The organism is Rhizobium sp. S96 (genome assembly GCF_030382195.1).
Lineage (GTDB): Bacteria > Pseudomonadota > Alphaproteobacteria > Rhizobiales > Rhizobiaceae > Rhizobium.
In genome coordinates this window covers 72,560-97,108 of record NZ_JAUDRY010000006.1, presented here as the reverse complement: position 1 = coordinate 97,108, position 24,549 = coordinate 72,560, and the positions used below count along the sequence as shown (strand labels likewise).

19 protein-coding genes are annotated in these 24,549 nt (G+C 60.0%); 10 read left to right on the top strand and 9 right to left on the bottom strand.

The annotated features are described in order from the left end of the window. Window positions 1-28: 28 nt before the first annotated feature. Window positions 29-2,743: an ABC transporter transmembrane domain-containing protein gene (locus QTL94_RS08135; protein WP_289801188.1), complete on the top strand. Its 2,715-nt coding sequence runs from the start codon at window positions 29-31 to the stop codon at window positions 2,741-2,743. 95 nt (window positions 2,744-2,838) lie between these two features. Beyond that, window positions 2,839-3,309 carry a cyclic nucleotide-binding domain-containing protein gene (locus QTL94_RS08130; protein ID WP_065692790.1) on the top strand — a complete coding sequence of 157 codons (471 nt, stop codon included), beginning with the start codon at window positions 2,839-2,841 and terminating at the stop codon, window positions 3,307-3,309. 69 nt (window positions 3,310-3,378) lie between these two features. On the opposite strand, the gene QTL94_RS08125 is transcribed toward QTL94_RS08130, so the two are convergent. Next, entirely contained in the window at window positions 3,379-4,710 is a 1,332-nt protein-coding gene (locus tag QTL94_RS08125; protein ID WP_289801187.1) for an MFS transporter, read from the bottom strand. 382 nt (window positions 4,711-5,092) lie between these two features. On the opposite strand from QTL94_RS08125, the gene cyoA reads away from it, so the two are divergent. Genes cyoA through QTL94_RS08100 form a run of 5 tightly spaced genes read left to right on the top strand, consistent with a single transcriptional unit; the run spans window position 5,093 to window position 10,147 of the window. Next, window positions 5,093-6,274, top strand: coding sequence for a ubiquinol oxidase subunit II (cyoA, locus tag QTL94_RS08120; protein ID WP_289801186.1), 1,182 nt, complete (start codon window positions 5,093-5,095; stop codon window positions 6,272-6,274). Between the two features lie 45 nt (window positions 6,275-6,319). Beyond that, window positions 6,320-8,323 carry a cytochrome o ubiquinol oxidase subunit I gene (cyoB, locus tag QTL94_RS08115; RefSeq protein WP_289801185.1) on the top strand — a complete coding sequence of 668 codons (2,004 nt, stop codon included), beginning with the start codon at window positions 6,320-6,322 and terminating at the stop codon, window positions 8,321-8,323. 4 nt (window positions 8,324-8,327) lie between these two features. After that, window positions 8,328-8,948 carry a cytochrome o ubiquinol oxidase subunit III gene (cyoC, locus tag QTL94_RS08110; protein WP_065692794.1) on the top strand — a complete coding sequence of 207 codons (621 nt, stop codon included), beginning with the start codon at window positions 8,328-8,330 and terminating at the stop codon, window positions 8,946-8,948. Further along, window positions 8,945-9,346 carry a cytochrome o ubiquinol oxidase subunit IV gene (gene cyoD, locus QTL94_RS08105; protein ID WP_065692795.1) on the top strand — a complete coding sequence of 134 codons (402 nt, stop codon included), beginning with the start codon at window positions 8,945-8,947 and terminating at the stop codon, window positions 9,344-9,346. Before cyoC ends, cyoD begins: the two co-directional genes overlap by 4 nt. Before the next feature lie 45 nt (window positions 9,347-9,391). Beyond that, a complete protein-coding gene (locus QTL94_RS08100) occupies window positions 9,392-10,147 on the top strand; it encodes an SURF1 family protein (RefSeq protein WP_289801184.1) in 756 nt (251 codons plus the stop codon). Here QTL94_RS08100 and QTL94_RS08095 read toward each other — a convergent pair whose 3' ends face one another. Then, window positions 10,148-11,554 carry an FAD/NAD(P)-binding protein gene (locus QTL94_RS08095; protein ID WP_289801183.1) on the bottom strand — a complete coding sequence of 469 codons (1,407 nt, stop codon included), beginning with the start codon at window positions 11,552-11,554 and terminating at the stop codon, window positions 10,148-10,150. A 335-nt stretch (window positions 11,555-11,889) separates the two neighbouring features. Between QTL94_RS08095 and QTL94_RS08090 the strand changes: the two genes are divergently transcribed. Genes QTL94_RS08090 through QTL94_RS08080 form a run of 3 tightly spaced genes read left to right on the top strand, consistent with a single transcriptional unit; the run spans window position 11,890 to window position 16,835 of the window. Beyond that, window positions 11,890-13,851, top strand: coding sequence for an ABC transporter ATP-binding protein (locus QTL94_RS08090; protein ID WP_289801182.1), 1,962 nt, complete (start codon window positions 11,890-11,892; stop codon window positions 13,849-13,851). A gap of 11 nt (window positions 13,852-13,862) precedes the next feature. Next, complete coding sequence (locus tag QTL94_RS08085) at window positions 13,863-15,761, top strand: ABC transporter ATP-binding protein (protein WP_289801181.1); 1,899 nt, start codon at window positions 13,863-13,865, stop codon at window positions 15,759-15,761. 42 nt (window positions 15,762-15,803) lie between these two features. Further along, window positions 15,804-16,835, top strand: a complete 1,032-nt coding sequence (locus QTL94_RS08080; RefSeq protein ID WP_289801180.1) for an aldo/keto reductase — start codon at window positions 15,804-15,806, stop codon at window positions 16,833-16,835. Between the two features lie 48 nt (window positions 16,836-16,883). Here QTL94_RS08080 and QTL94_RS08075 read toward each other — a convergent pair whose 3' ends face one another. The 7 genes from QTL94_RS08075 to QTL94_RS08045 all read right to left on the bottom strand — a co-directional run bounded on the left by QTL94_RS08075 (window position 16,884) and on the right by QTL94_RS08045 (window position 24,546). Next, window positions 16,884-17,954, bottom strand: coding sequence for an ABC transporter ATP-binding protein (locus QTL94_RS08075; protein ID WP_289801179.1), 1,071 nt, complete (start codon window positions 17,952-17,954; stop codon window positions 16,884-16,886). After that, the gene (locus tag QTL94_RS08070; RefSeq protein WP_289801178.1) at window positions 17,951-18,778 is read right to left on the bottom strand and encodes a carbohydrate ABC transporter permease; all 828 of its coding nucleotides are present in this window, start codon (window positions 18,776-18,778) and stop codon (window positions 17,951-17,953) included. The genes QTL94_RS08075 and QTL94_RS08070 overlap by 4 nt, the downstream gene beginning before the upstream one ends. Beyond that, a complete protein-coding gene (locus QTL94_RS08065) occupies window positions 18,775-19,677 on the bottom strand; it encodes a carbohydrate ABC transporter permease (RefSeq protein ID WP_113522703.1) in 903 nt (300 codons plus the stop codon). Before QTL94_RS08065 ends, QTL94_RS08070 begins: the two co-directional genes overlap by 4 nt. A 111-nt stretch (window positions 19,678-19,788) precedes the next feature. Next, window positions 19,789-21,021 carry an ABC transporter substrate-binding protein gene (locus tag QTL94_RS08060; RefSeq protein ID WP_289801177.1) on the bottom strand — a complete coding sequence of 411 codons (1,233 nt, stop codon included), beginning with the start codon at window positions 21,019-21,021 and terminating at the stop codon, window positions 19,789-19,791. Window positions 21,022-21,087: 66 nt separating this feature from the next. Further along, window positions 21,088-21,990, bottom strand: a complete 903-nt coding sequence (locus tag QTL94_RS08055; protein ID WP_289801176.1) for a sugar phosphate isomerase/epimerase family protein — start codon at window positions 21,988-21,990, stop codon at window positions 21,088-21,090. 11 nt (window positions 21,991-22,001) lie between these two features. Then, window positions 22,002-23,036 (bottom strand): Gfo/Idh/MocA family protein, encoded by a 1,035-nt coding sequence (locus tag QTL94_RS08050; protein ID WP_289801175.1) that lies wholly within the window; start codon window positions 23,034-23,036, stop codon window positions 22,002-22,004. A 256-nt stretch (window positions 23,037-23,292) separates the two neighbouring features. Next, window positions 23,293-24,546, bottom strand: coding sequence for a glycerate kinase type-2 family protein (locus QTL94_RS08045; protein WP_289801174.1), 1,254 nt, complete (start codon window positions 24,544-24,546; stop codon window positions 23,293-23,295). Between the last annotated feature and the right edge of the window lie 3 nt (window positions 24,547-24,549).

Here is a 24,549-nt window from a genome sequence, read left to right as displayed (position 1 = left end):
GGCGTTTCCAGACAATTGACGGTTAACAATGGAAAAAAGCCTCGCGCGCTATATCTGGTCGAACACGCGGCTGCAGCAGCTCTGGATTCTGACTGTCGTAGCGTTGTCGATGATACCGTATTTTCTATCATTCGACCTCCCGAAGCAGATCGTCAACGGCCCTATCCAGGGCTCCGGCTTCGAAGGCGAAGGCGCGACCCAGACCTTCTTTCATCTGTCCTACACCTTCCCTGTTATCGGCAAGGTCGAGTTCTTCCAAGGCATTCAGCTTGACCGTCTTCAGATGCTGATGGCGCTCAGCCTGGTTTTCCTTGCGCTGGTCGTGCTCAACGGATTGTTCAAGTTCTACATCAACACCTACAAGGGCCGATTGGGCGAACGGATGCTCCGGCGCATTCGCTTCGAACTGATCGACAGGGTGCTGCGCTTTCCGCCCAGCCAGTTCAAGCGGGTAAAATCCGCCGAAATTGCTACGATGATCAAGGACGAGGTGGAGCCAATGGGTGGCTTCACTGGAGACGCCTTCGTTTCGCCAGCCCTTCTCGGTGGGCAGGCACTCACGGCGCTGGCTTTCATCATCATCCAGAATTTCTGGCTCGGGATGATTGCCGCTGCGATCGTCGGTGTTCAGGCCGTCGTCATTCCCCGCATGAGAAAGCGGCTGCTTGAACTCGGTCGCCAGCGCCAGCTGACGGCGCGCGAGCTTTCCGGCCGCGTCGGCGAAATCGTTGACGGTATCGGGACGATCCACAGCAACGACACCTCGAACCTGGAGCGCGCGGACATTGCGACGCGGCTCGGTTTGATCTTCTCGATCCGCTACGACCTCTATCAGTGGAAGTTCCTGGTCAAGTTCCTGAACAACTTCCTGGCGCAGGTCACGCCGTTTCTCTTCTATGCCATTGGTGGCTATCTGGCGCTGCAGGGTCGCCTGGATATCGGGCAGCTGGTCGCGGTGATCAGCGCGTACAAGGATCTTCCCGGACCGCTGAAGGAACTGATCGACTGGGATCAGATGCGCCAAGACGTGCAGGTCAAGTATCAGCAGGTCTACGAGCAGTTCAACATCGAGCCGCTTATCGACGGTAAGATCCAGGAGGTTCCGACCGAAGCAATCGGCCCCCTCTCCTATCCGCTTGTCGTGACGAACCTGACGGTGAGCGACGATAGCGGTGCGCGATTGGTCGATCACGTCTCGGTTGAGATCCGGCCCAACGAGACGGTCGCCGTCGTCGGACCCAATGCGAGCGGCATCGAGGCTTTCGCCGAAGCGCTCGGACGCTTGGTGTGGCCGGATACCGGGCGTATCACCATTGACGGCAAGGATTTACTCGAGCTTCCGGAATCGATCACTGGGCGCCGGATCTCCTATGCATCGGCCGATACCTACTTCTTCCACGGCACGTTGCTGGACAACTTGCTCTACGGTTTGAAGCACGCGCCATTGACGACGCCCAGCTATGACGACCAGGCAGCGCTTGAGGCCAAGTGGTATGCGATCGAAGCGCAAAAGGCAGGTAATCCTGCGCTTGACCTGAATAGCGACTGGGTGGATTACCGCGCGGCTGGCGCCACGGGCCCGCAGGACATCCTGAAAACCATCCGGCCGGTGCTTGACGCCGTACTGATGTCGGAAGGCGTTCTCGATCTAGCGCTTCGTTCGGTCGTCGACACAAGCATCCACGTGACTCTTGCAGATCACATCGTCGACCTGCGTGCCGCCTTGCGCAAGCGCATGGAGGAATCTGATCTCGGCAATATCGTCGTGCCGTTCGACTTCGATGCCTACAACTCGCAGGCGACGGTTGGCGAAAACCTGCTCTTCGGGTCGATGAAGCGGCCGATGATGAACAATCGACGGCTTGCGGCGCATCCCTACTTCCAGGCGCTCTTCCGCGAAACCGGTCTCAGCGATGACCTGTACGCCATGGGTCTCGAGATTGCCGAGAACGCGGTGGAGCTCTTCCATGACCTGCCGCCGGACCATCCGTTCTTCCAACAGCTGACGTTCATGACGGCGGATGACATTCCCACCTATCAGGGACTGCTCCAGAAGCTGCAGAGCCGGCGATTCGATGATGCGACACCGGAGGAGCGCCAGGCGATCATCCGGCTGAGCTTTGCCTATATCGAGCCTCGTCACCGTTTCGGTCTGCTGACGGATGAGCTGATGGCCAAGATCGTCAGCGCCCGCAAGCAATTCCATCAGAACATTCCAGACGATCTGGCCGCACTCATCGAGCGTTACGATCCGGAACACTTCATTTCGTCGGCCAGCCTGATGGACAACGTGCTGTTCGGACGCATTGCCTACCAGCAGGCCGATGCCTCCGACCGCATCCGTGCCATCATGGGCGATCTGTTCGACTCGCTCGACCTGTTTGACGATGTGCTCTCCATCGGGTTGGAGTTCGACGTCGGATCCGGCGGCAAGCGTCTGACGATGGCCCAGCGCCAGAAGCTCAACCTCGCGCGCGCGCTCATCCGGCGCTCCGATTATTTCGTGTTCAATCGTCCGCTTTCTGCGCTCGACCAGCGACTGCAGGACCAGATCACCCACAACATTGTCAGTGGTCTGCACAAGGAAGGCGAGCGGCCTGGCATCATCTGGGTGCTTTCAAACGCGAAGCTCGCCGAGATCTTTGATCGAATTTTGCTGTTTGACCGGGGAACACTGGTTGAAGCCGGTAATTTTCCGGAACTTTCGGAACAAAACGGTATGTTCAAGGAACTGTTATCGTAATATCTTAATAGGGCGGCGTAAGAGCGCCCTACGAGGGGTGCAATGGAATTCTAGCAGGCGCACCTGATGATGTGCGGCAGGGGGTAAGTACGCTCATGCTGTTGAGAGACGAAGTCGAAATGCTGCGGCGGGTGCCGATCTTCTCGAGGATCGCGCCAGCCAAGCTGAAGCTTTTGGCCTTCACCTCGGATCGAATGACCTACAAGATAGGTCAAGATCTTTTCCATCAGGGCGACCCAGGCGATGCGGCCTATGTCGTTCTTTCCGGTACTGCTGACATTCTGGTGCATTCACCGGCAGGCGACATCAAGGTTGCCGATGTAGATCCCAATTCCATCGTTGGCGAGATTGCCATCCTTTGCGACGTGTCGCGAACGGCGACGGTGCGCGCGACCTCCGCACTCGAAGTCCTTCGCATCAGCAAGGAGCATTTCTTGAAATTGCTGAGCGATTTTCCGGAGATGGCCGTCGAGATCATGCGCGTTCTGGCTGACCGCTTGAACCACACGACTGCGGAACTGACCGCGGCCAAGGCTGCCAAGCGTCCCCAGCCGGAAAACGCCTGACCTATCTTTCGAGAAACAAAAAAGCCCGCCTGGAACAATCCAGGCGGGCTTTTTCTTTGATGCGTGCGCTCAATCGCGCTGTTCGAGCGCCTTGCTGAATGCCAGCGCTGCGAGCGTGCAGATGGCGCCCGACAGCAGGTAGTATCCGACAAAGGTCAGACCGAAGCGGCTGGACAGGCTGAGCGCAACCAACGGCGCAAAGCCGGCGCCGACGAGCCAGGCAAGGTCAGACGTGAACGCGGCGCCCGTATAGCGGTAGCCACGGCCGAAGCGCGATGAGATCGAGCCCGTAGCCTGGCCGAAGGAAAGACCGAGAACGCCAAAGCCGATGATGACGAAGGCATCCTGTCCCTCTGATCCAGAACCGATCAGGATGGGGCCTATGAAGCTGAAGATGGCGATGAGGACGGCGCAGACAGCCAGCTGTCCACGGCGACCGATACGGTCGGCGATCAGGCCCGATGCGATGATGGCGACGATGCCGACCATTGCACCGATAATCTGGACGACCATGAACGTGCCGATCGGCTGGTTGCCGTAAAGGCTCATCCAGCCAAGCGGGAAGATGGTCACCAGATGGAACATCGCGAAGCTTGCCAGCGGCACGAAGGCACCGATGAGAATGTCACGTCCATGGATGCGTAGCACGTCGCGAAGCGGTGCTGCTTCCAGCTCATGCTTTTCCAGGGCCGTGCCGAACTCCGTGGTCATGACGAGGCGCAGGCGCGCGAACAGCGCAACCACGTTGATCGCGAAGGCGACAAAGAACGGATAACGCCAGCCCCAGCTCAAGAAGTCCTCGCTGGAGAGGTTGGCGATGAAGTAGCCGAACAGAATGCTTGCCAGCGCAAAGCCGATCGGCGCGCCGAGCTGCGGAATCATCGCGTACCAGCCACGGCGATTTTGCGGAGCGTTCAGCGCCAGGAGGGACGCCAGTCCATCCCATGCGCCACCGAGCGCAAAGCCTTGCCCGAGCCGGAAGAGTGCGAGAAGCGCAATCGACCATGCACCGATCTCGTTATATCCCGGCAGGAAGGCGATGGAGGCCGTCGAGCCGCCAAGCAGGAAGAGTGCGATCGTGAGCTTGGTTCCGCGGCCGTAAAGCCGGTCGATGGTCATGAACACGACCGAACCGACGGGGCGCGCCAGGAAGGCCAGCGAGAATATCGCGAAGGAATAAAGGGTGCCTGTCAGGCGATCCGGCGCGAAGGGGAATACGAGCTGCGGAAATACCAGGACCGAGGCGAGACCGTAGACGAAGAAGTCGAAGAATTCCGACATGCGTCCAATGATAACACCGATCGCGATACTGCCGGGCGATACCGGCTTGTCCGCGTGAATTTGTCTTGCGTCGCGTTCCATCGACGTGGACGACGGTCCATAGTGTGATGCATTTGCCATTCAACGCCTCCCTCGTTAAGGCGCTTGCGGCAAAGCGCCTCATAGCGAGTCTTGAACAAACCCGCACGCTTATCAAGTCCGGCCGAAGTAAATAGTTCATCATCCGATCGCAAAATTAGGTGTGGATGAAAAATTACGGTCTGCTGGCCGTAAAACGCCGCGAAAAAGGTGGTCGGAGCGGTTCGCGCGGATATATTAGCGCTTCAAAAGTGCTTGGGTTGCGAAAAAATCCTTCCAGCCGATATCAGGATTTTGACATCGGGCGCAGCCTGTCTTATCCCGCAGTGCGGCAAATCTGCTGCACTGCGACCAAACACCTCATGTTGATATCAGATACAGTGCTTTAGTCGCGGTTTGGACGAAACAACAAGAGCATAGAGACGTGCAAAAACTGCCGAAGTTTTCCCGCCATCTCCTCATCCTGCCGCTGCTGCTGACGCTGGCGGGATGCAATTTGGTGGTCATGTCGCCGTCGGGCGACATAGCCATGCAACAGCGCGACCTTATCGTCGTATCGACCGTGCTGATGCTGCTGATCATTGTTCCGGTGATCTTCCTCACGCTGTTTTTCGCCTGGCGGTACCGTCGGTCGAATACGGCTGCGACCTATGATCCCGAGTGGCACCATTCGACGCGTCTGGAAGTTGTCATCTGGTCCGCTCCGCTGGCGATCATCATCGCGCTTGGCGCAATTACCTGGATCAGCACCCACAAGCTCGATCCGTTTCGTCCGCTGGACCGGATCGATGCGGAGCGGAGCATCCCTGCCGATACCAAGCCGCTGACCGTTCAGGTGGTCGCGCTCGACTGGAAGTGGCTGTTCTTCTATCCGGACCTCGGCATTGCGACGGTCAACGAACTGGCAGCGCCGGTTGATGTGCCGATCAATTTCGAGATCACGTCGTCGTCGGTCATGAATTCGTTCTATGTCCCGGCGCTCGCCGGGCAGATCTATGCGATGCCGGGCATGCAGACCAAGCTGCATGCAGTCATCAACAAGGAAGGCGTCTACGACGGCTTTTCCGCGAACTACAGCGGTGCGGGCTTCTCGCACATGCGCTTCAAGTTCCACGGCTTCAACCAGCAGGGCTTTGATGCCTGGGTTGCACAGGTGAAGTCACAGGGCACGGCGTTGAACCGTGATACCTACCTCAAGCTCGAGCGTCCGAGTGAGCGCGAGCCGGTGCGTTACTTCGCGTCTGCCGACAAGGATCTCTTCAATGCGATCCTCAACATGTGCGCGGCACCGGGCAAGATGTGCATGAACGAGATGATGCACATCGACATGATGGGCGGCGGCGGCAAGGAAAGCGCTGAAAACCGCGAGAAGCTCAAATACGACGATCGCCATGCCGACGGTAACGAAGGCGCCCACGGTGCAGCTGCGCCGGCGACCGAAGGTCAGGGCAACACCGAAGCGGTACCCGCCGCAGGCAATGCCAGCGACGCCGGCCAGGCCGACGACATGCAGAACATGCCGGGAATGCAGCATGACGGGCACAGCATGCCCGGGATGAACCAGAGCACCGGCGAAACAACTCCTGCTCCGCAGACCAACAACTAGACCTGGCGCTTTGCGTCGATAAGACATCAATGAACGGGTTATTCCATGTTTTCCAATCCTGACCTTCTGAAGTTGATCTTCGGCCGGTTGACCCTAGAAGCGATCCCCTATCACGAGCCGATTCTGGTCGCGACGTTCACGGCGGTTGCGCTCGGCGGTATCGCTGTTCTGGGTCTCATTACCTACTTCAAGCTCTGGAGCTATCTCTGGAACGATTGGCTGACCAGCGTCGATCACAAGAAGATCGGCATCATGTACGTCATCCTGGCGCTCGTGATGCTGCTGCGCGGTTTCTCCGATGCCATCATGATGCGTCTGCAGCAGGCGCTGGCCTTCAACGGATCGGCAGGCTATCTGCCGCCGCATCATTACGACCAGGTGTTCACCGCGCACGGTGTCATCATGATCTTCTTCATGGCCATGCCGTTCGTCACGGGTCTGATGAACTTCGTGGTTCCGCTGCAGATCGGTGCGCGTGACGTTTCCTTCCCCTTCCTGAACAACTTCTCGTTCTGGATGACGACGGCAGGCGCGATCATCATCATGATCTCGCTCTTCGTCGGCGAATTCGCGCAGACCGGCTGGCTGGCCTATCCGCCGCTGTCGGGTTCCGATTACAGCCCCGGGGTTGGGGTCGACTATTATATCTGGGGCCTGCAGGTGGCGGGTATCGGCACGACGCTGTCGGGGATCAACCTGATCGCGACCATCGTGAAGATGCGTGCTCCCGGCATGACCATGATGAAGATGCCTGTCTTCACCTGGACGTCGCTCTGCACCAACGTGCTGATCGTCGCGACCTTCCCGGTTCTGACGGCGACGCTTGCGCTGCTGTCGCTTGACCGTTACGCCGGCACCAACTTCTTCACCAATGACCTTGGTGGCAATCCGATGATGTATGTGAACCTCATCTGGATCTGGGGTCACCCGGAAGTGTACATCCTGGTGCTGCCGGCTTTCGGTATCTTCTCGGAAGTCGTTGCGACCTTCTGCGGCAAGCGCCTCTTTGGTTATGCCTCGATGGTCTACGCGACGGTCGTCATCACCATCCTCTCCTACCTCGTGTGGCTGCACCACTTCTTCACGATGGGTTCGGGTGCGAGCGTCAACTCGTTCTTCGGCATCACCACGATGATCATTTCGATCCCCACCGGGGCGAAGATGTTCAACTGGCTGTTCACGATGTATCGCGGTCGTATCCGCTACGAAGTGCCGATGCTGTGGACGATCGGCTTCATGGTCACCTTCGTCATCGGTGGCATGACCGGCGTTCTTCTCGCCGTTCCGCCGGCAGACTTCGTGCTGCACAACTCGCTGTTCCTGATCGCCCACTTCCATAACGTCATCATCGGCGGCGTGGTGTTCGGCCTCATGGCAGGCGTGACCTACTGGTTCCCGAAGGCGTTCGGCTACAAGCTCGATCCGTTCTGGGGCAAGATGTCCTTCTGGTTCTGGTTGATCGGCTTCTACTTCGCCTTCATGCCGCTCTACGTGCTCGGCCTGATGGGCGTGACCCGTCGCGTGTCGCAGTTCGAGGATCCGTCGTTGCAGATCTGGTTCATCATCGCTGCTTTCGGTGCAGTCCTGATTGCGATCGGTATTGCTTCGTTCCTGATCCAGCTCGTCGTCAGCTACCTCAAGCGCGATCAGCTGCGTGACACCACGGGCGACCCGTGGGATGCGCGTACGCTGGAATGGTCGACGTCTTCGCCTCCGCCGGACTACAACTTCGCCTTCACGCCGGTCGTGCATGACCACGACAGCTGGTACGACATGAAGGGACGCGGCTACGCCCGCCCGCTGGAAGGCTTCAAGCCGATCCACATGCCGAAGAACACCGGCACCGGTGTCATCCTCGGCGGCATCAGCGTGGTCTTCGCCTTTGCGATGATCTGGTACATGTGGTGGCTCGTGGTACTTTCGTTCGTCGCGATGATTGCGATCTCGATCGGCCATACGTTCAACTACAAGCGTGACTTCTACATCCCCGCGGAAGAGGTCATCGAAACGGAAGGCAAGCGCACGACGCTTCTTGCCGAGCAGGTGTAAGACCATGAGCGATATCGCAATCGACAAGGCCGACAAGCCTGAATTCTACATGACGGAAGAGCACCATCCTGAAGGCAGCACCATGCTGGGCTTCTGGCTCTACCTGATGAGCGACTGCCTGATCTTTGCAGTGCTCTTTGCAACCTACGCCGTCCTCGGCCGCAATTATGCGGCCGGGCCGTCGCCGGCGGATCTGTTCGATCTGCCGCTGGTGGCAATCAATACCTCGATGCTGCTTTTGTCCTCCATCACCTATGGCTTCGCCATGCTGCAGATGGAGCGTCAGAAGAAGGCAGAGACCCTGTTCTGGCTGGCTGTTACCGGTCTCTTCGGCGCGGCCTTCCTTGGACTGGAACTCTACGAGTTCTCGCATCTGATCCACGAAGGTGCCGGCCCGTCGCGCAGTGCGTTCCTGTCCTGCTTCTTCACGCTGGTGGGCACCCACGGACTGCACGTCACCTTCGGTATCATCTGGCTCATTACGTTGATGGTACAGGTTTCGATGCACGGCCTGATCCCGGAAAACCGTCGTCGCCTGATGTGCCTGTCGATGTTCTGGCACTTCCTTGACGTTGTCTGGATCGGCGTCTTTTCCTTCGTCTATCTTATGGGAGTACTCGGATGAGTTCGCACGCACCCGCACATGAGGATGCTCACGAAGCCCATCATGGTCACAGCCACGGACACGAGGCTGCCCACGGCACGCTGAAGAGCTATGTCATCGGCTTCGTGCTGTCGGTTATCCTGACGGCCATCCCCTTCTGGATGGTCATGGCTGATGTCTTCGACAACCATGCAGTCACAGCCGCCTGGATCATGGGCCTCGGCGCCATCCAGATCGTCGTGCACATGGTCTTCTTCCTGCACATGAATCCGCGTTCGGAAGGCGGCTGGACGATGATGGCGTTGATCTTCACGCTTCTCCTCGTCGCAATCGCGCTTTCGGGTTCGCTCTGGGTCATGCATCATTTGAATACCAACATGATGCCGATGAGCCCGGAAATGATGAAGAACATGCCGTAATGGCAGAGGCGGGCGGCGGAAACGCCGCCCGCTACGGTTTTGGATATGACCAATCCCACCTCCCCAAAAGCACAACAACAGCATTCGATCATCGGCCTGGCACTGTTTTGCGGCCTGATGGCGCTATTGATCGCTGCCTTGCTCGGGTTGAGCTATTGGCAGGTGGAACGTCTATCCTGGAAAGAGGCGTTGATTGCGCGCGTCGACCAGCGAGTTCATGCAGAACCCGTCGATGCTCCCGCCCGCGCCCAATGGGACGGGGTCAACCGCGCCGACGACGAATATCGCCGCGTTGCCGCGCAGGGGACCTTCGCTCATGACAAGGAGACGCTGGTCTACGCGTCGACCACCCTTGGGCCCGGCTATTGGGTCCTGACGCCGCTGGTGCTCGCCGACGGAACGTCTATCCTGATCAACCGCGGCTTCGTTCCAACGGAAAAACGCGATCCGGCTTCGCGCGCTGAAGGCCAGGTCTCGGGTCCGGTCAGGATCACCGGCCTGCTTCGGATCACCGAGCCTAAAGGGACGCTGATCAAGTCGAACGATCCGGCCAATGACCGCTGGTACGCGCGTGATGTGGCAGCGATTGCAGAACAACGGCATGTTTCCGACGTCGCGCCCTATTTCATCGATGCCGATGCAATGCCCAATCCCGGTGGTCTGCCAGTGGGCGGCCTGACGCAGATCTCATTCCCGAACAACCACCTCGTCTATGCGATCACCTGGTTCATTCTCGCGATCATGGCGGCAGGCCTGCTGGCCTTTGTGGTTCGCAGCGAACGACGCGCGCGTCGCACCTGATCAGACCACCTTGCTTCTCGGGTAGAACCTTTTCGCCATCGCTTCGGCAACGGCGTAGGCCTGGCCGACGATTTCCGGGACGAGGTCGATGTCAGGCAGGCTGCCAAGGCCAAGTGGGCCGATTGCAAAGATCCCGTCCGTGATCGATCCGCCCTCGAGGCACAGTTCGCCACGCTGATTGACCGCAAGGCCGAGTGAAAGCTCATCGCGCGCAGCCAGCCCTTCAGCCAACAGGCTGCGCATCAGCAGCGAGTTCAGGTCGGGTGCCCGACACCGGCAGTCGACGATGCGCTCGGCGTGGATGACCTCCTCCGTTGAGGAGCCGGCCGGGCGAAAGAACATGCCGCTCAGCCCTCTTCTGCCCGCGGTGCCGCGTCGAAGAACGGTATTGCCGTCGGCGAGTTCGCTGCGCAGCCGCGCATACATGGCTTCCGGCAGGCGGTTGCGGTGGCTGTCGTAAATTGCGCGCAGGTGCCGGTTGAACTGGTGCTTCTGTCTGGCAGGCAGCGAGCGCCACAATGATCTTGCATGTTTCCTGAGTCCATTCATGACCGCCTGCCAGCTATGCCCCTCCTCTTCCGCCCGGCGGCAGGCCGCGCGGATAAACCGAACGATATCTGGCAGGTCCTGCGGCAGGTCGTCCGCGGGAAAGACCGGATCGGCCGAGTTGGGTGTATGGCTCTGCGGAAGGAAGCCGTGCTTCGAAATGATGGTGATCTGCCCGGTATAGCCGGCATCGCGCAACTGCAGCAATTGATCGACGACCCGGATGCCGCTGCCGCAAAGCACGGTGTGCGGCCGGGCAACGAGACGCTGGGCCCTGACGGGGGACGGCTCCGGCTCCGGCATATCGTTGGCCGGAAGGCCGTAGCCAGTCGCAAGGATCACCGTGTCAAACAGGGGATTTGCAGGGTTTGCGCTTTCGAGGAGAAACCGGTCGCCGTGGCTCCTGCGGATGGCTACGACAGGCTCGTGGCAGACTTGGACAGTGATTTCCTTGCGGGCCGAGAGTGCATCGGCAAAGCGTTGATAGACGTAATCGCTGAAAAGCTGCTTGGGCACGAATATCTGGCGGAAGCCTGGGATCGCGGCAGGAACGGCGGCCCGAAACTCCGCGTTGGTACAGAGCCAATCGTTGAAATCATCCGCATTTCCTGTCGCCACCGACAGATCGCGCACACGGGTGTTGAGGATGGTGGAGGACCGGGCCGATGCCAGCGCCTCGCCGCCGCTGACCGACGAATTGGGATCGAACAGCTGCAGGTGAAATGGCGTGCGCACCGACTTCATCAGTGCGATGGCCGCCATCATTCCCGAAAAACCGCGACCGACGATGGCAATGCGCGGTAGGGAACTGATGCGTCCCGCCGCTTTCGACCTGGTAGAAAAAAGTCCCTGAACCGTCATCTCAACTCCCCTGCGGCTCATCCGCATCGTGTCTCGATCATGGGTTCAACGCGTCGCCATGCACGCGTCGAGAAAGTCTTCCGGCGCCTCAGCGCATCCTGCCGCTTGGCACTGTCGGAGCCAACGCTCAACCGATTGGCGGCAATCCAATCGACGCAAAGTCTATTGAAATGGTAGTGTATGAAAGCTCGAAATCGGCGGGTTGGCAAGGCTTTTGTTCGGAGGGACGCTTCCGACCCTTACAGCCCGGGGGCTCGGGAGGCGCCGCATCCTCGTTCGATCAGGCATCGGCGCGACACACTCACGATAAAATAACCAACTGGTGAATTGTTTACTTGAATGCCCGATTCGAATCGTCAAAAGTAAGTGCGCTAACCAATTGGTCCATGGATCTACTGCCGTTCAGGTCAGCGTCCGACCACACCTCTGTTTGGAATCATACTGTGAGCAGCGATGCTTTAACACGCGTGACGAAGCCTTCGGCTTCGATGGCGAAAGCGACTGCGGCAGGCTGGGGCAAAGGCCTCTACACGCTTGTCCGCATCACGGTCATGGCTTTTCGCCACCCTTGGCAATCAGGTCTCGCCATCGGCGCGACCCTTATCGCATCCACCTTCCAGCTGATGATCCCTCGCCTGCTCGGACGCGCCGTGGACAACACGCAAGTCGCCATGGAAGGCGGCGCGGCAGGGCAGATCGCCCAGGACGCACTCTTGACGACGGCATTGCTGCTGCTTGGCGCAAGCGTGCTGCGCGGCCTCTTCACGATGGTCCAGAACTACTACAGCGAGAGCGTCGGCCACCATATGGGCTATGAGCTGCGCCTTGCCTGTTACGAGAAAATCCAGCGCCTTTCCTTCAGCTTCCACGACAGCGTCCACTCCGGCGACCTGATTACGGTGGGGCTGCTCGACCTGGAAGGCGTGCGAATGTATTTCTCGACGGCGCTGGTCCGCATGATTTTGCTCACCATGCTGATCGGCATCGGCGCCTACATGCTGTTGTCGACCGATGTGGTGCTGGGCCTGCTTGCCCTGAGTTTCGTGCCTTTCGTCGCCTGGCGGTCTTCGGTGACGCAACTTCGGCTGCGCGCGACCTGGCTCGATCTGCAGGAACGACTCTCGGTCCTCACCCGCATCATGGAAGAGAATCTTGGCGGCATCCGCGTCGTCCGCGCGTTCGCGGCGCAGGCCTATGAGATGATGAAGTTCGAGGCTGCCTCGAAGAACGCATTGACGCTCGCCCACCAGCGCGTCGGCATCCGCGTGGTCAACACCAGTGCCATGACGTTCTCGTTCTTCGCAGCGATGGGGCTGGTGCTGTGGGTTGGCGGCGGAAAGGTGATGTCGGGGCAGATTACGGTCGGCACGCTTGCCTCGTTCCTGACCTTCATGACGATCCTGCAGATGCCGGTCCGTCAGCTCGGCCTGATGGTCAACGCCTTTGCCCGCGCATCCACCTGCGGCACCCGGCTGTTCAATCTGCTCGATCTTGAGATTGCGATCCGCGACGAACCTGATGCAAAGGAGCTGGCGCTGACTGAGGGCACTTTGCGCTTCGAAAACGTCGGATTTGCCTATCCGAGCGCGCCCGCCCACGACGTGCTTCGCGGCATTTCGTTCGAGGCAAAGCGCGGCCAGACGATCGGTATCGTCGGTCCGCCGGGGAGCGGAAAATCGACGCTCGCGCATCTCATTCCGCGCTTTTACGACGTGACGGCTGGCAGGATCACCATTGATGGCCAGGACATTCGCAAGGCGACACTTCAGTCGCTGCGCCGGGCCGTTGCCGTCGTCCAGCAGGATTCCTTCCTGTTCACGACGACGATCGAGAACAACATTGCCTATGGGGACCCATGGGCGAAGGAGGGGCGGATCGAGCGCGCCAGCGAAAGCGCGCAGCTTCACAACTACGTCCTCGGCCTGCCGACGGGTTACGGCACCGTCGTCGGCGAGCGTGGCGTGTCGCTGTCCGGCGGCCAGCGTCAACGCCTGTCGATAGCGCGCGCGCTGATGTTGAAGCCGGCCGTGATGGTGTTCGACGATTCGACCGCGGCCATCGACGCGGCAACGGAGCAGCGCATTCGCGCCGCCATGCGCAAATACGCGGCCGACCGCGTCACCATCATCGTCGCTCATCGCCTGAGCTCGCTGATGCACGCCGACCAGATCTTCTTCGTCGAGAATGGCGAGATTGTCGAGCGCGGCACCCACGAACAGCTTTTGTCCGCTGGGGGGCGGTACAAGGCACTTTACGATCTGCAGGTGCGACCGGGCGACGACGCCCTCAGCGCCTAGGGAGGAATGGAATGGCCGAGGAACTTGAAACCGAACGCTCCGACGTTCGCGACGATGGCCGCCGCCCGCCGCGCGCGGTCGTCGGCTCGCAGCGCATCGAGGAGGAGATGTTCGGCAAGGCCTTTGATGGCAACATCATCAAACGCATATGGGCATTCGTTCATCCCTATAAGCGCCAGGTCATGTGGTCTGTGGTGGCGGTGCTGACCTTTACCGCGATGCAGCTCCTGATCCCGTTGATCATTCGCTATGCCATCGACCATGGCATGCAGCGCGGTGGGAGCCATGCGGCGCTGACCTGGTCCATCATCCTTTTCCTCGTCGCCATTCTGATCAACTACGCGGCCAGCTACGCGCAGGAAACGCTGGTCGGGGGTGTCGCGGAAAACGTTCTGTTCGACATGCGCAAGGCGATGTTTTCGCATCTCCAGCGGGTGTCGCTCTCCTTCATGGACAAGACTGAAGTGGGCCGGTTGATGTCGCGCCTTCAGGGTGACGTCAATTCGATGCAGGAATTCCTTGAGACATCAGTCCTGTCCGTCGGCGACATCGCGCTGTTGTTCGGCATCGTCTTCGTCATGCTTTCCCTGGATTTCAAGCTCGGTCTGCTGACCCTTTCCGCTTTGCCGATCCTGTTCATCGTGCGCCTCTTCTGGCTGCCGCTGGCGCGAAAGTCCTTCATGGCGGCGCACGAAACGAACTCGGTTGCGAACGGTGCCTTGGCCGAAGCGATCCATGGCGTGCGCGCGGTGCAGGGAATGGATCGGCAGCGGATCAACTTCACGCTCTACGATGACAAGGCGAAGGCCAATCTTCAGACCCATCTGACGGCGGCACGCTATGCGCAGGTGATGGTCCCGATCGTCGATTCCCTGACGGGGATCGCCATGGCGCTGGTTATCGTCGTCGGCGGGGCTCGCGTGCTCAATCAGGCGCTCGACGTCGGTGTCCTCGTTGCCTTCCTGTTCTACATCCAGCGCTTCTTCGACCCGATCCGTTCGCTGACACTACAGTACTCCGTGATGCAGCGCGCAATGGCGTCCGGCCAGCGGCTGACCGAGGTGCTCGATGTTCCAGTGGACATCAAGGATGCGCCCGACGCCGTCGCACTCTCGAAGGACATGGATGGCTCGGTCGAATTCAGGGATGTGGTCTTCGGCTACAATCCGCAGCACCCGGTGCTGAAGCACGTCAGCTTCAAGGTCAAGCCGGGGGAAACCGTGGCTCTCGTCGGCCCGACCGGATCGGGCAAGTCGAGCTGCATGTCGCTGATCCACCGCTTCTATGATGTTCAGCAGGGGCAGGTTTTGGTTGGTGGCCACGACGTCCGCGCGCTGACACAGGATTCACTTGGCGACCAGATCGCCATGGTGCTGCAGGAGCCCTTCCTGTTCACCGGCACCGTGTTCGAGAACATCCGCTATCATAAGCTCGATGCAACGCGCGAGCAGGTGATCGAGGCCGCCAAGGCCGTGGGCGCGCATGAGTTCATCATGCGCTTGCCGCAGGGCTATGACAGCATGCTGGGAGAGCGCGGCGGTAACCTCTCGCTCGGCCAGAGACAGTTGTTGTCCTTTGCCCGCGCGCTGGTCGCCGACGCGAAGATCCTGGTGCTGGACGAGGCGACCGCCAATATCGACAGCTATACGGAGATGCTGATCCAGAAGGCATTGGTGAAGCTCCTGGAGAACCGGACCGGCCTGGTGATCGCCCACCGGCTGGCGACCATCCGGGAGGCTGATCGCATCATCGTGCTGCAGAATGGCGAACTGATCGAGAGCGGCAACCATCAGCAGCTGATGAAGAACCGCAAGCTCTATTCCCGACTTTACAATCTCAATTACGCTTCGTTCGACGATATTCCGGATGAGATTCTGGAGGAAACGACGACGAGTGGATCCGCGACCTGACGCTCAGCGTTAAGGGATGGTCGCAAGCTAGGAGGATGTTTCATGGATTATCGCAAGCTCGGCCCCAGCGGGGCAGTGGTCACGTCGTTTTGCCTGGGCACGATGACATTTGGCGCGGAGGCAAGCGAAGAGGACTCGCATAAGATCCTCGACGCGTATTTCGCCTGGGGCGGCAATTTCATCGACACCGCTGATGTTTATAGCGCCGGTGTATCGGAAGAGATCATCGGCCGCTGGCTGAAGACGCGTCCGACGGAAGCGCGACAGGCGGTGATCGCCACCAAGGGGCGATTTCCGATGGGGTCGGGTCCCAACGATATCGGTCTGTCGCGGCGGCATCTCAACCAGGCGCTCGATGACTCGCTGAAGCGTCTCGGTGTCGATCACATCGATCTCTATCAGATGCATGCCTGGGATGCGCTAACCCCGATCGAGGAAACGTTGCGCTTCCTCGATGACGCGGTTTCGGCAGGCAAGATCGGCTATTACGGCTTCTCCAACTACGTCGGTTGGCATATCGCCAAGGCAGTCGAGATTGCCAAGGCGCGGAATTATACACGCCCCGTGACCTTGCAGCCGCAATACAGCCTGCTCGTACGCGATATCGAGCTGGAGATCGTGGCTGCTTGCCAGGATGCCGGAATGGGGCTCTTGCCGTGGTCGCCTCTGGGCGGCGGCTGGCTGACCGGAAAATACAAGCGCGACCAGATGCCGAAGGGAGCGACGCGTCTCGGCGAAAATCCCAGCCGCGGCATGGAATCCTACGCCCAGCGCAATGCGCAGGAGCGGACCTGGGCGATCATCGAAGCGGTGGAAGAGATCGCCAAGTCACGCGGCGTCAGCATGGCCCAGGTGGCGCTTGCGTGGACGCTCGCTCGCCCGGCTGTCACGTCGGTGATCCTGGGGGCGCGCACCACGGAACAGCTGGCAGACAACCTCGGCGCCGGCAAGCTTGTGCTGTCCGACGAGGAAATGATGAAGCTAACAGACATCAGCGCGCCGCACCCCTACGACTACCCCTATGGCGCGGGGGGCATCAATCAGCGTCACCGCAAAATCGAAGGCGGACGCTGAGCCCTTGCAATGCGGCGGCCCGGTTTAGGAGCCGCCGCTCGCTTTACACTAGATGCGGATGCCGCTCGTCTCGTCGAAGAGATGAAGCTGAGCCGCATTGACGCTGATCCCGATGGTCTCGCCGGCGCGCGCATTGCCGCGCCCGGTCTCGACGATCGTCAATTCAGGGGTCGTTGACGCCGTCACAAAAGTCGAGGATCCAGTCGATTCCACGACGCCGACGGGAACATCGAATGTCCCCTGCCCCGGCGAGGTGATGGTGATGTGCTCCGGGCGAACGCCGAGCGTGACCTTGCGACCCGGCTGCAGCTGGTGATCGACCGAAAGCGTTTGCTTTGCCGTGCCGAGATCGATCGTGACGCTGCTGCCGCCTTCGGCAACAACCGCCGGAATGAAATTCATGGCCGGCGAGCCGATGAAGCCGGCGACGAACTTGTTGGCGGGCGTGTCATAAAGATCAAGCGGGCGGCCCTGCTGCTCGATGATGCCTTCGCGCATGACGACGACGTGATCGGCCATGGTCATAGCTTCGATCTGGTCATGGGTGACGTAGACCGAGGTTGCATTCAGGCGGTCGTGCAGGGCGCGGATTTCCTTGCGCATGTGGACACGCAGGGCGGCGTCGAGGTTCGACAGCGGCTCGTCAAAGAGAAACGCCTTGGGATGACGGATGATGGCACGGCTCATGGCGACGCGCTGGCGCTGGCCGCCCGAGAGTTCGCGCGGGTAGCGCTTCAACAGGTGCGACAGGCCGGTGGTCGCCGCGACCTCCTCCGCTGCCTTCTTCGCTTCCGCCTTGGCGACACCGCGAATGCGCAGGCTGTAGGTCAGGTTCTGCTCGACCGTCATGTGCGGGTAAAGCGCATAGGACTGGAAGACCATGGCGACGTCGCGCTTGCGTGGCGGCACATTGGTCATCAGTTCGCCGGCAATCTTCAGCTCGCCTGCAGAAATGCTCTCAAGGCCTGCGAGGGAACGCAGCAGGGTGGACTTGCCACAGCCGGACGGCCCGACGAGAGCGACGAACGTTCCCTTGGCAATGGACAGGTTGATGTTCTTGAGAGCATGGAAGGCGCCGTAGTGCTTGTTAACGCCGCTGAGCTCGATCTGATTGGTCATTTGAGGGCTCCAGAGGTGAGGCCGGATACGATGCGGCGCTGCAAGAGAACGAAGATGGCAAGGATCGGTGTCACGTACATCGTGGCGTAGGCCATGATGTTGTTCCACTCATTGGTGTTCGGTCCCATGAAGGAGTTGAGACCGACGCTCGCCGGCTGAAGCTCGGCCGCCTGGATCATCGACTTCGAATAGACGAATTCGCCGAAGGCCTGCATGAAGATGAGGATGGCGCTGACGAGGATGCCGTTTCGGGCAAGCGGCAGCACGATGCTGAAGAAGGCGCCGACGCGAGAGTTGCCGTCAACCAGAGCTGCCTCCTCGAGCTCCATCGGCACCGCCATGAAGGTGGCGCGAACGAGGACGACGAAGAAGGGCATGCTCTTGGCCGCGATCGCGATGATGACGGCGATGCGTGGGTAGTTCAACATACCGAACTGCGAGAAGCCTACGAAGATAGGCGTGACCATGAGTGACGCCGGCAGGACCTGCAGCATCAGGATCAGGAATAGGCCAATATCCACCCAAACGTTGCGATAGCGCGCCAGAACGTAGGCGCAGCCGACGCCGAGAACGGTAATGAGCGTCACCGAGCCGATCGCGATGACCAGGGAGTTCCACATGTAGCGCGCCATGCCGCGGCTTTCCCAGACTTCGCCGTAGGTGCCCCACTGCGGCTGGTTCGGCCAGAAGCTCGGCGGCGTCGCAAACATCTCCGAACCGCTCTTCAGGGCCGTGATGTACATCCAGTAGAGCGGGAAGAGATAGACCGCCGCCATGACAATGGCGATTACAAGCATCAGGCGATTGCGTGTCGTCTCGGTCATCCGCGCACCTCATGGCGTGTCGAACGGACATAGACGACCGAGGCGAACATGACGAAGACGATCATGATGACGGAGATCGTCGCACCCTTGGCGAAATCATATTGGCGGAAAGACAAATCCCAGGCCCAGTATTGCGTAACGTTGGATGAGTTGTTCGGCCCGCCCGAGGTAATCGCCGCGAAAAGGTCGAACTGCTGAAGGGTGAAGATCAGGCCGAGGGCGACGATGGCGCCGATGGTCGAGCGCATCATCGGCAGCGTGATCGTCCAGAAGCGCTGCCATGCGTTGGCACCGTCGAGTTCTGCGGCTTCATAGAGATCGCCCGGGATGCCGGAGAGGCCGACCGAGAGCAGGATCATGTTGAAGGCCGTGCCGAGCCAGACGTTTGCGATGATGACGGCATAGAGCGAGAAATGCGGATCCGAGCGCCAGAAGATGTTGCTGCTGATGATGCCGCTTTCCTTCAGGATGAAGTTGAGGACACCGAAGTCGCCCGACAGGATCCAGTTCCAGATGGCGCCGACGACGAGGCCGGGCATGACCCAGGATACCAGGAACAGGCCGCGCAGCCATGAGGCGCCTGGAAAATTGACCCAGAAGAACAGTGCCAGACCAAAGCCGATCAGGAACTGGCCTGCAATCGAACCGACGACGAAGATCACCGTGTTGCGGAAGATGGGCCACGTTTCAGGCTGTGCAAAAAGGTCGGTATAATTCTTGAAGCCGACGAAGGGACGCGAGAAGGTTCCAAGGCTGAACATGTCAACCTCCTGGAAGCTCATCACGACGTTGTAGATGAGCGGCAGACCTGCCATCACGAAGAGAAACAGGAGTGGAAAGGTAACAAGCGCGATGTCGAAACCGCGGCCGTCCCTGACGCTGGAAAGAATCCTTTTCATCGGTCCTCCGATACTCCGAACGGGGCTGCCCTGCGCTCTCGCTTCAAGACAGCCCCTGCCGGGAGGAAATGGTGGGATGGCCCAAGGGCCATCCGGTTATGCGGGGAGAGGTTAGCCGAGCACGGCCTTGATCTTGTCGGCAGCCTGATCGAGCGCGTCCTTCGGGCTCATCTGGCCGGTCAGGGCAGCCTGGATGGCGTCCTGGATTGCCTTGGAGATCTTCGGCCACTGCGGATGCGGACCACGCGGCTTGGCGTACTTCAGCTGTTCGATGAACACCTGCAGCGCCTCGTCCTTAAGCTTTTCGCCGGTCGCCGGGATGGTGATGTCGGAACGGGCCGGCAGCTGGCCAAAGTTCTTGAACATCTTGTCGTCCTGCGAGGCGAAGAACTCGAGCGCCTTGAAGGCTTCCGCCGGGTGCTTGGTGCTGGAGAAGATCGCCCAGTTGAAATCACCCATTGCCGACGAGCGTTCTGCGCCTTCCTGCGGAACCGGAAGCAGGGCGACGCCCCAATCAAACTTGGCTTCTTTCATCATGCGGTCGAGTTCCCACGGACCGGAGATGGCCATCGCGGCATTGCCGGAGTTGAAGGTGCCGGTCGAATCCCACTGACCGCGAGTCAGCGTATCCGGCGAGGCCAACTTCTCGTCCATGATGGTCTTCCAGGTGGTCAGCGCCTTGACCGCACCATCAGAATTGATGTGCTCATAGCCGCCGCCGCCCATCTGCGCCCAGGGAAGGAACTGGAAGGTGCCTTCTTCGTTCGCCTTGGCCGAGAAAGCCAGACCGTAGACGTTCTTGGCTGGGTCCGTCAGCTTGCGCGCATCCTCGACGAGTTCGTCCCAGGTCTGCGGCGGCTTGTTCGGGTCGAGACCCTTCGCCTTGAACATGTCCTTGTTGTAGTAGAGGGCGATCGTGTTGGTCGCCTTCGGGATACCGTAGTACTTGCCGTCCCATTCGACCGACTTCAGCGGGCCGGGGAAGTAGTTTTCGGGCTTGATGACCGATGATGCCTTGATCATGTCGGTGAGATCGAGGAAGGCGCCGCGCGACGAAAACAGCGCGTGCTCCGGATTGTCGACCGCGATGATGTCGGGAGCCTGGCCTGTTGCATAGGCGCGCATCGCTTCAGTGACGACGTCATCGAACTGGATCAGGCGGTATTCGATCTTGATGCCGTTGTTCTGGGCATTGAATTCCTTGACGAGGTTTGGTGCCGGCTGGATGTCCTTATCCAGCGACCAGACGGTCAAGGTGACGTCTTCGGCCTTCGCCGCGAGACCGAAGAGCGAGACGCCTGCGAGCGCCAAGGCGCCGATCATTGCAAACTTGCGGATACCCATAGTTCTCCTCCTGTGTGGTTATCCCTGTCGAAGGCCGGCGATTCCTCCTCGCCGGCCGCGATACTATCAGACCGGATCGACGACGAAATCGCCGCCCCGGGCATGCTTCAAGTAATTCAGTGCATGAACCTGACCGGTCATCTCCAGCGCATCGCGGTAGACCGGATCGTGCCAGCCCTCGATGTCGATGGAACCGGACCAGCCGGCAAGGCGCAGTTCGGAAATGATGTCGGTCCAGTTGCTGTCGCCGAAGCCCGGCGTACGCATGAACACGAACTTTTCCTTGCCGAAAATACCGTGCTCCTTGATGACGTCCCAGCGGATCGTCGCGTCCTTGCCGTGGACGTGGAAGATCTTCGAGGCCCATTTGCGGATCTGCGGCAGCGGATCGATCAGGTAGACCATCTGGTGGCAGGGTTCCCATTCGAGGCCGATATTGTCATCCGGCGTCTCGTTGAACATCAGTTCCCAAGCGTCCGGATTATGCGCGATGTTCCAGTCGCCGGTTGCCCAGTTGCCGTCCATGGCGCAGTTTTCGAAGGCGATCTTGATGCCCTTATCGGTGGCGCGCTTGGCCAGTTCGCTCCAGATCTCCTTGTAGCGCGGCAGGCTGTCTGTCAGCGGCTTGTTGCGGATGCGCCCGGTGAAGCCGGCAACGCAGGTGGCGCCGAAGTGGTGCGCGTTGTCGATGCAATCCTTCCAGCCCTGCAGCGTATCCAGATCGATCGCCGTGGTTTCGAGCGGGTTGCCGAACATGCCCAGCGTTGAGATGGTGATGTCGCGATCACCGATTGCCTCAAGCGAGCGCTTGCCGAGTTCGGCGAGATCCTGGCCATTGGTGGTCTGCCAGAAGAAGGGTTCGAAGCTTTCAAAGCCCAGGTCGGCGATCTGGCCGATGCGCTTGTCGGCGCCGCCCTTGGAGGCGCTGACCATGGTGCCGACACGAATGGACTTGGCGGGGTTGCTCACAATCTCGATCCTTATGCTGAAATTTCGATGCGCTTGCCGGTCTTGGCGCTTTCGATCGCGCCGAAGACCATGGCCAGGCTTCGGATGTTGTCTGAACTGACGGTTTCCGGGGTCTTGCCGGTTTTGATCGCTGCCACGAAGTCGGCAATGACGCTGGCATGGCCGTGCGTCTCTTCATCATGTGCAGGTGCCGGAACGTCCACCGGGGTGAAGCCGTGCAACAGGCCCGGTTCCGTGCCGGCAACGGCGGCGCGGAAGGTCTCTTCACCGTCCCAGCTGAGCATTCCCTTGGAGCCGACGAGGCGCCACTGGCTCTCCCAGCTCGTGCGCTCGCCTTCGGCGCACCAGGAGCCGCGATAGGTGAAGACCACCTCGTCGGCAAATTCGAAGGTCGCGTTGGCCGATGCACCATGCTGGTACCACGACCCCTTCGGATTGCGCTCGACGCAGTAGACCGCAAGCGGCTTCTTGTCGGCGACATAGCGAGCCGCGTCGAAGGTGTGGATCGCCATGTCGAGCAGCAGCACGTTCTGCATCTCCTCGCGGAAGCCGCCGAAATGCGGCGCGAGGAAGAAGTCGCAATGGATGGCGGTGATGTCCCCGATCGCACCGCTCTCGACGAAGCGGCGCATGCGGCGCACGCCGGAGATAAAGCGGCGGTTCTGGATGATGGCGTGGATCTTGCCGGTTTCGGCAGCGAGATCGATCAGCGCTGCCCCTTCGGCGAGCGACGTTGCCATCGGCTTTTCGCTGAGCACATGGCAACCGGCTTTCAGCGCGGTCGAGACAACGTTGAAGCGTGCGGTCGGGACAACCACGTCGAAGACGATATCGGCTTTTGATTTGGCAATGATGTTGGCAAGATCGGTGCCGATCACGGCATCACTCAGCCCGAATTCCTGGGCCAGCTTTTCAGCTGCCGCCGGATTGACGTCGACGAGGCCTTTGACCTCGATTTCGGCTGCGAGAGCCGGGGTTTCCTTGATGGCGCGCAACCAGCCCTTGGACATGGCTCCGCAACCGCAGAGAACGGCATTCAATGTCACGATTTCCTCCGGTGGACAGTTTCCGGTTTTCCTCCCGAAACGTGGCCCGTAAACGTTTACGATACTAAGCGGAAACGTTTCTTGATGTCAATAGTGCGATCCGGCGGCATAAATGCTGCGGAAAACACGTGGAAATGCGGGCATTTAGGCTGGGTGTTATCGCAGCGCAGCATGAAAAAATATCCGCGCGATTGAAGCTGAGAATGGCGCACGTTCCGCATGGGCGGACGCCAAACTGGAATCGACAACGGGGAGGTCAGACGATCAATATCGCGCGGAAGTCGTTGACGTTGGTGCCAGTTGGACCGGTCTCGAAAAGATCACCGATCGCCGCAAAGCCGCTATAGCTGTCGTTGCCATCAAGCAGACGCCTGGGATCATGGCCAGCTTCGCGGAGACGTGTGACGGTCTGCCCGTCCGCGAACGCGCCCGCATTGTCTTCGGAGCCGTCGATGCCGTCGGTATCGGCAGCGAGGAGGTGGAGATCGTACCCATCGATCGCCAGGGCCATGGCAAGCGCAAACTCTCCGTTGCGGCCTCCCCTGCCCCCCTTGCCTCGCAGGGTGACTGTCGTTTCTCCACCAGACAGGATGACCGCAGGCTTTGCAAATGGCCTGTCCTTGCCGAGGACTTCCCTGGCGATCGCGGCATGAACCAGCGCGACATCGCGCGCCTCGCCCTCGATCGAATCGGACAGGATGGCGGGCGTTATGCCGTGCGATCGCGCGACTGCGGCAGCCGCTTCGAGCGAGACACCGGCAGAGGCGATGACGTGGTGCTCGTTGCGGATAAAGCGAGGGTCATCGGGACGCGGCGCATCGGCCGCTGGCGATGAGAGATGTACGACCGCCGCTTGCGGAAGGGCGAGCTTGTACTGATTGACGATCGCCAGCGCATCGTTGCGGGTCGAGCCGTCCGGCACCGTCGGGCCCGATGCGACAAAGGCGGGATTGTCGCCTGGAATGTCTGACACGATGAGGCTGACGACGCGGGCCTTGGTTGCCGCGGCGAGCCGCCCACCCTTGATGGTGGACAGATGTTTTCGCACGACATTCATGCTCGAGATCGGCGCGCCGGAGGCGAGGAGCGCCTCGTTGACCGCGATCTCGTCCTCCAGCGTCATACCCTCTGGGGGTGCGGGCAGTAGCGCCGAGCCGCCACCACAGATCAAGGCAATTACGAGGTCATCGGTGGTAAGATCACCGACGGCAGCGACCAGGCGTCGGGAGGCGACCAATCCTGCGGCGTCGGGAACCGGGTGCGACGCCTCGATGATTTCTATGTGTTTCGTCTCGCAACCATAGCCGTATCGCGTCACCACAATGCCCTCGATGGGGCCGTCCCAGACGGTCTCGAGTGCCCTGGCCATTTGCGCCGCGCCCTTGCCAGCACCAATGACGACGGTTTTTCCCTGTGGCTTCGCGGGAAGGTGAGCCTTTATCCCGGTCAGAGGATCGGCTGCCTGGACTGCGGCCGAAAACATGCTCTTCAATAGATCGCGGGGCTGCATGGG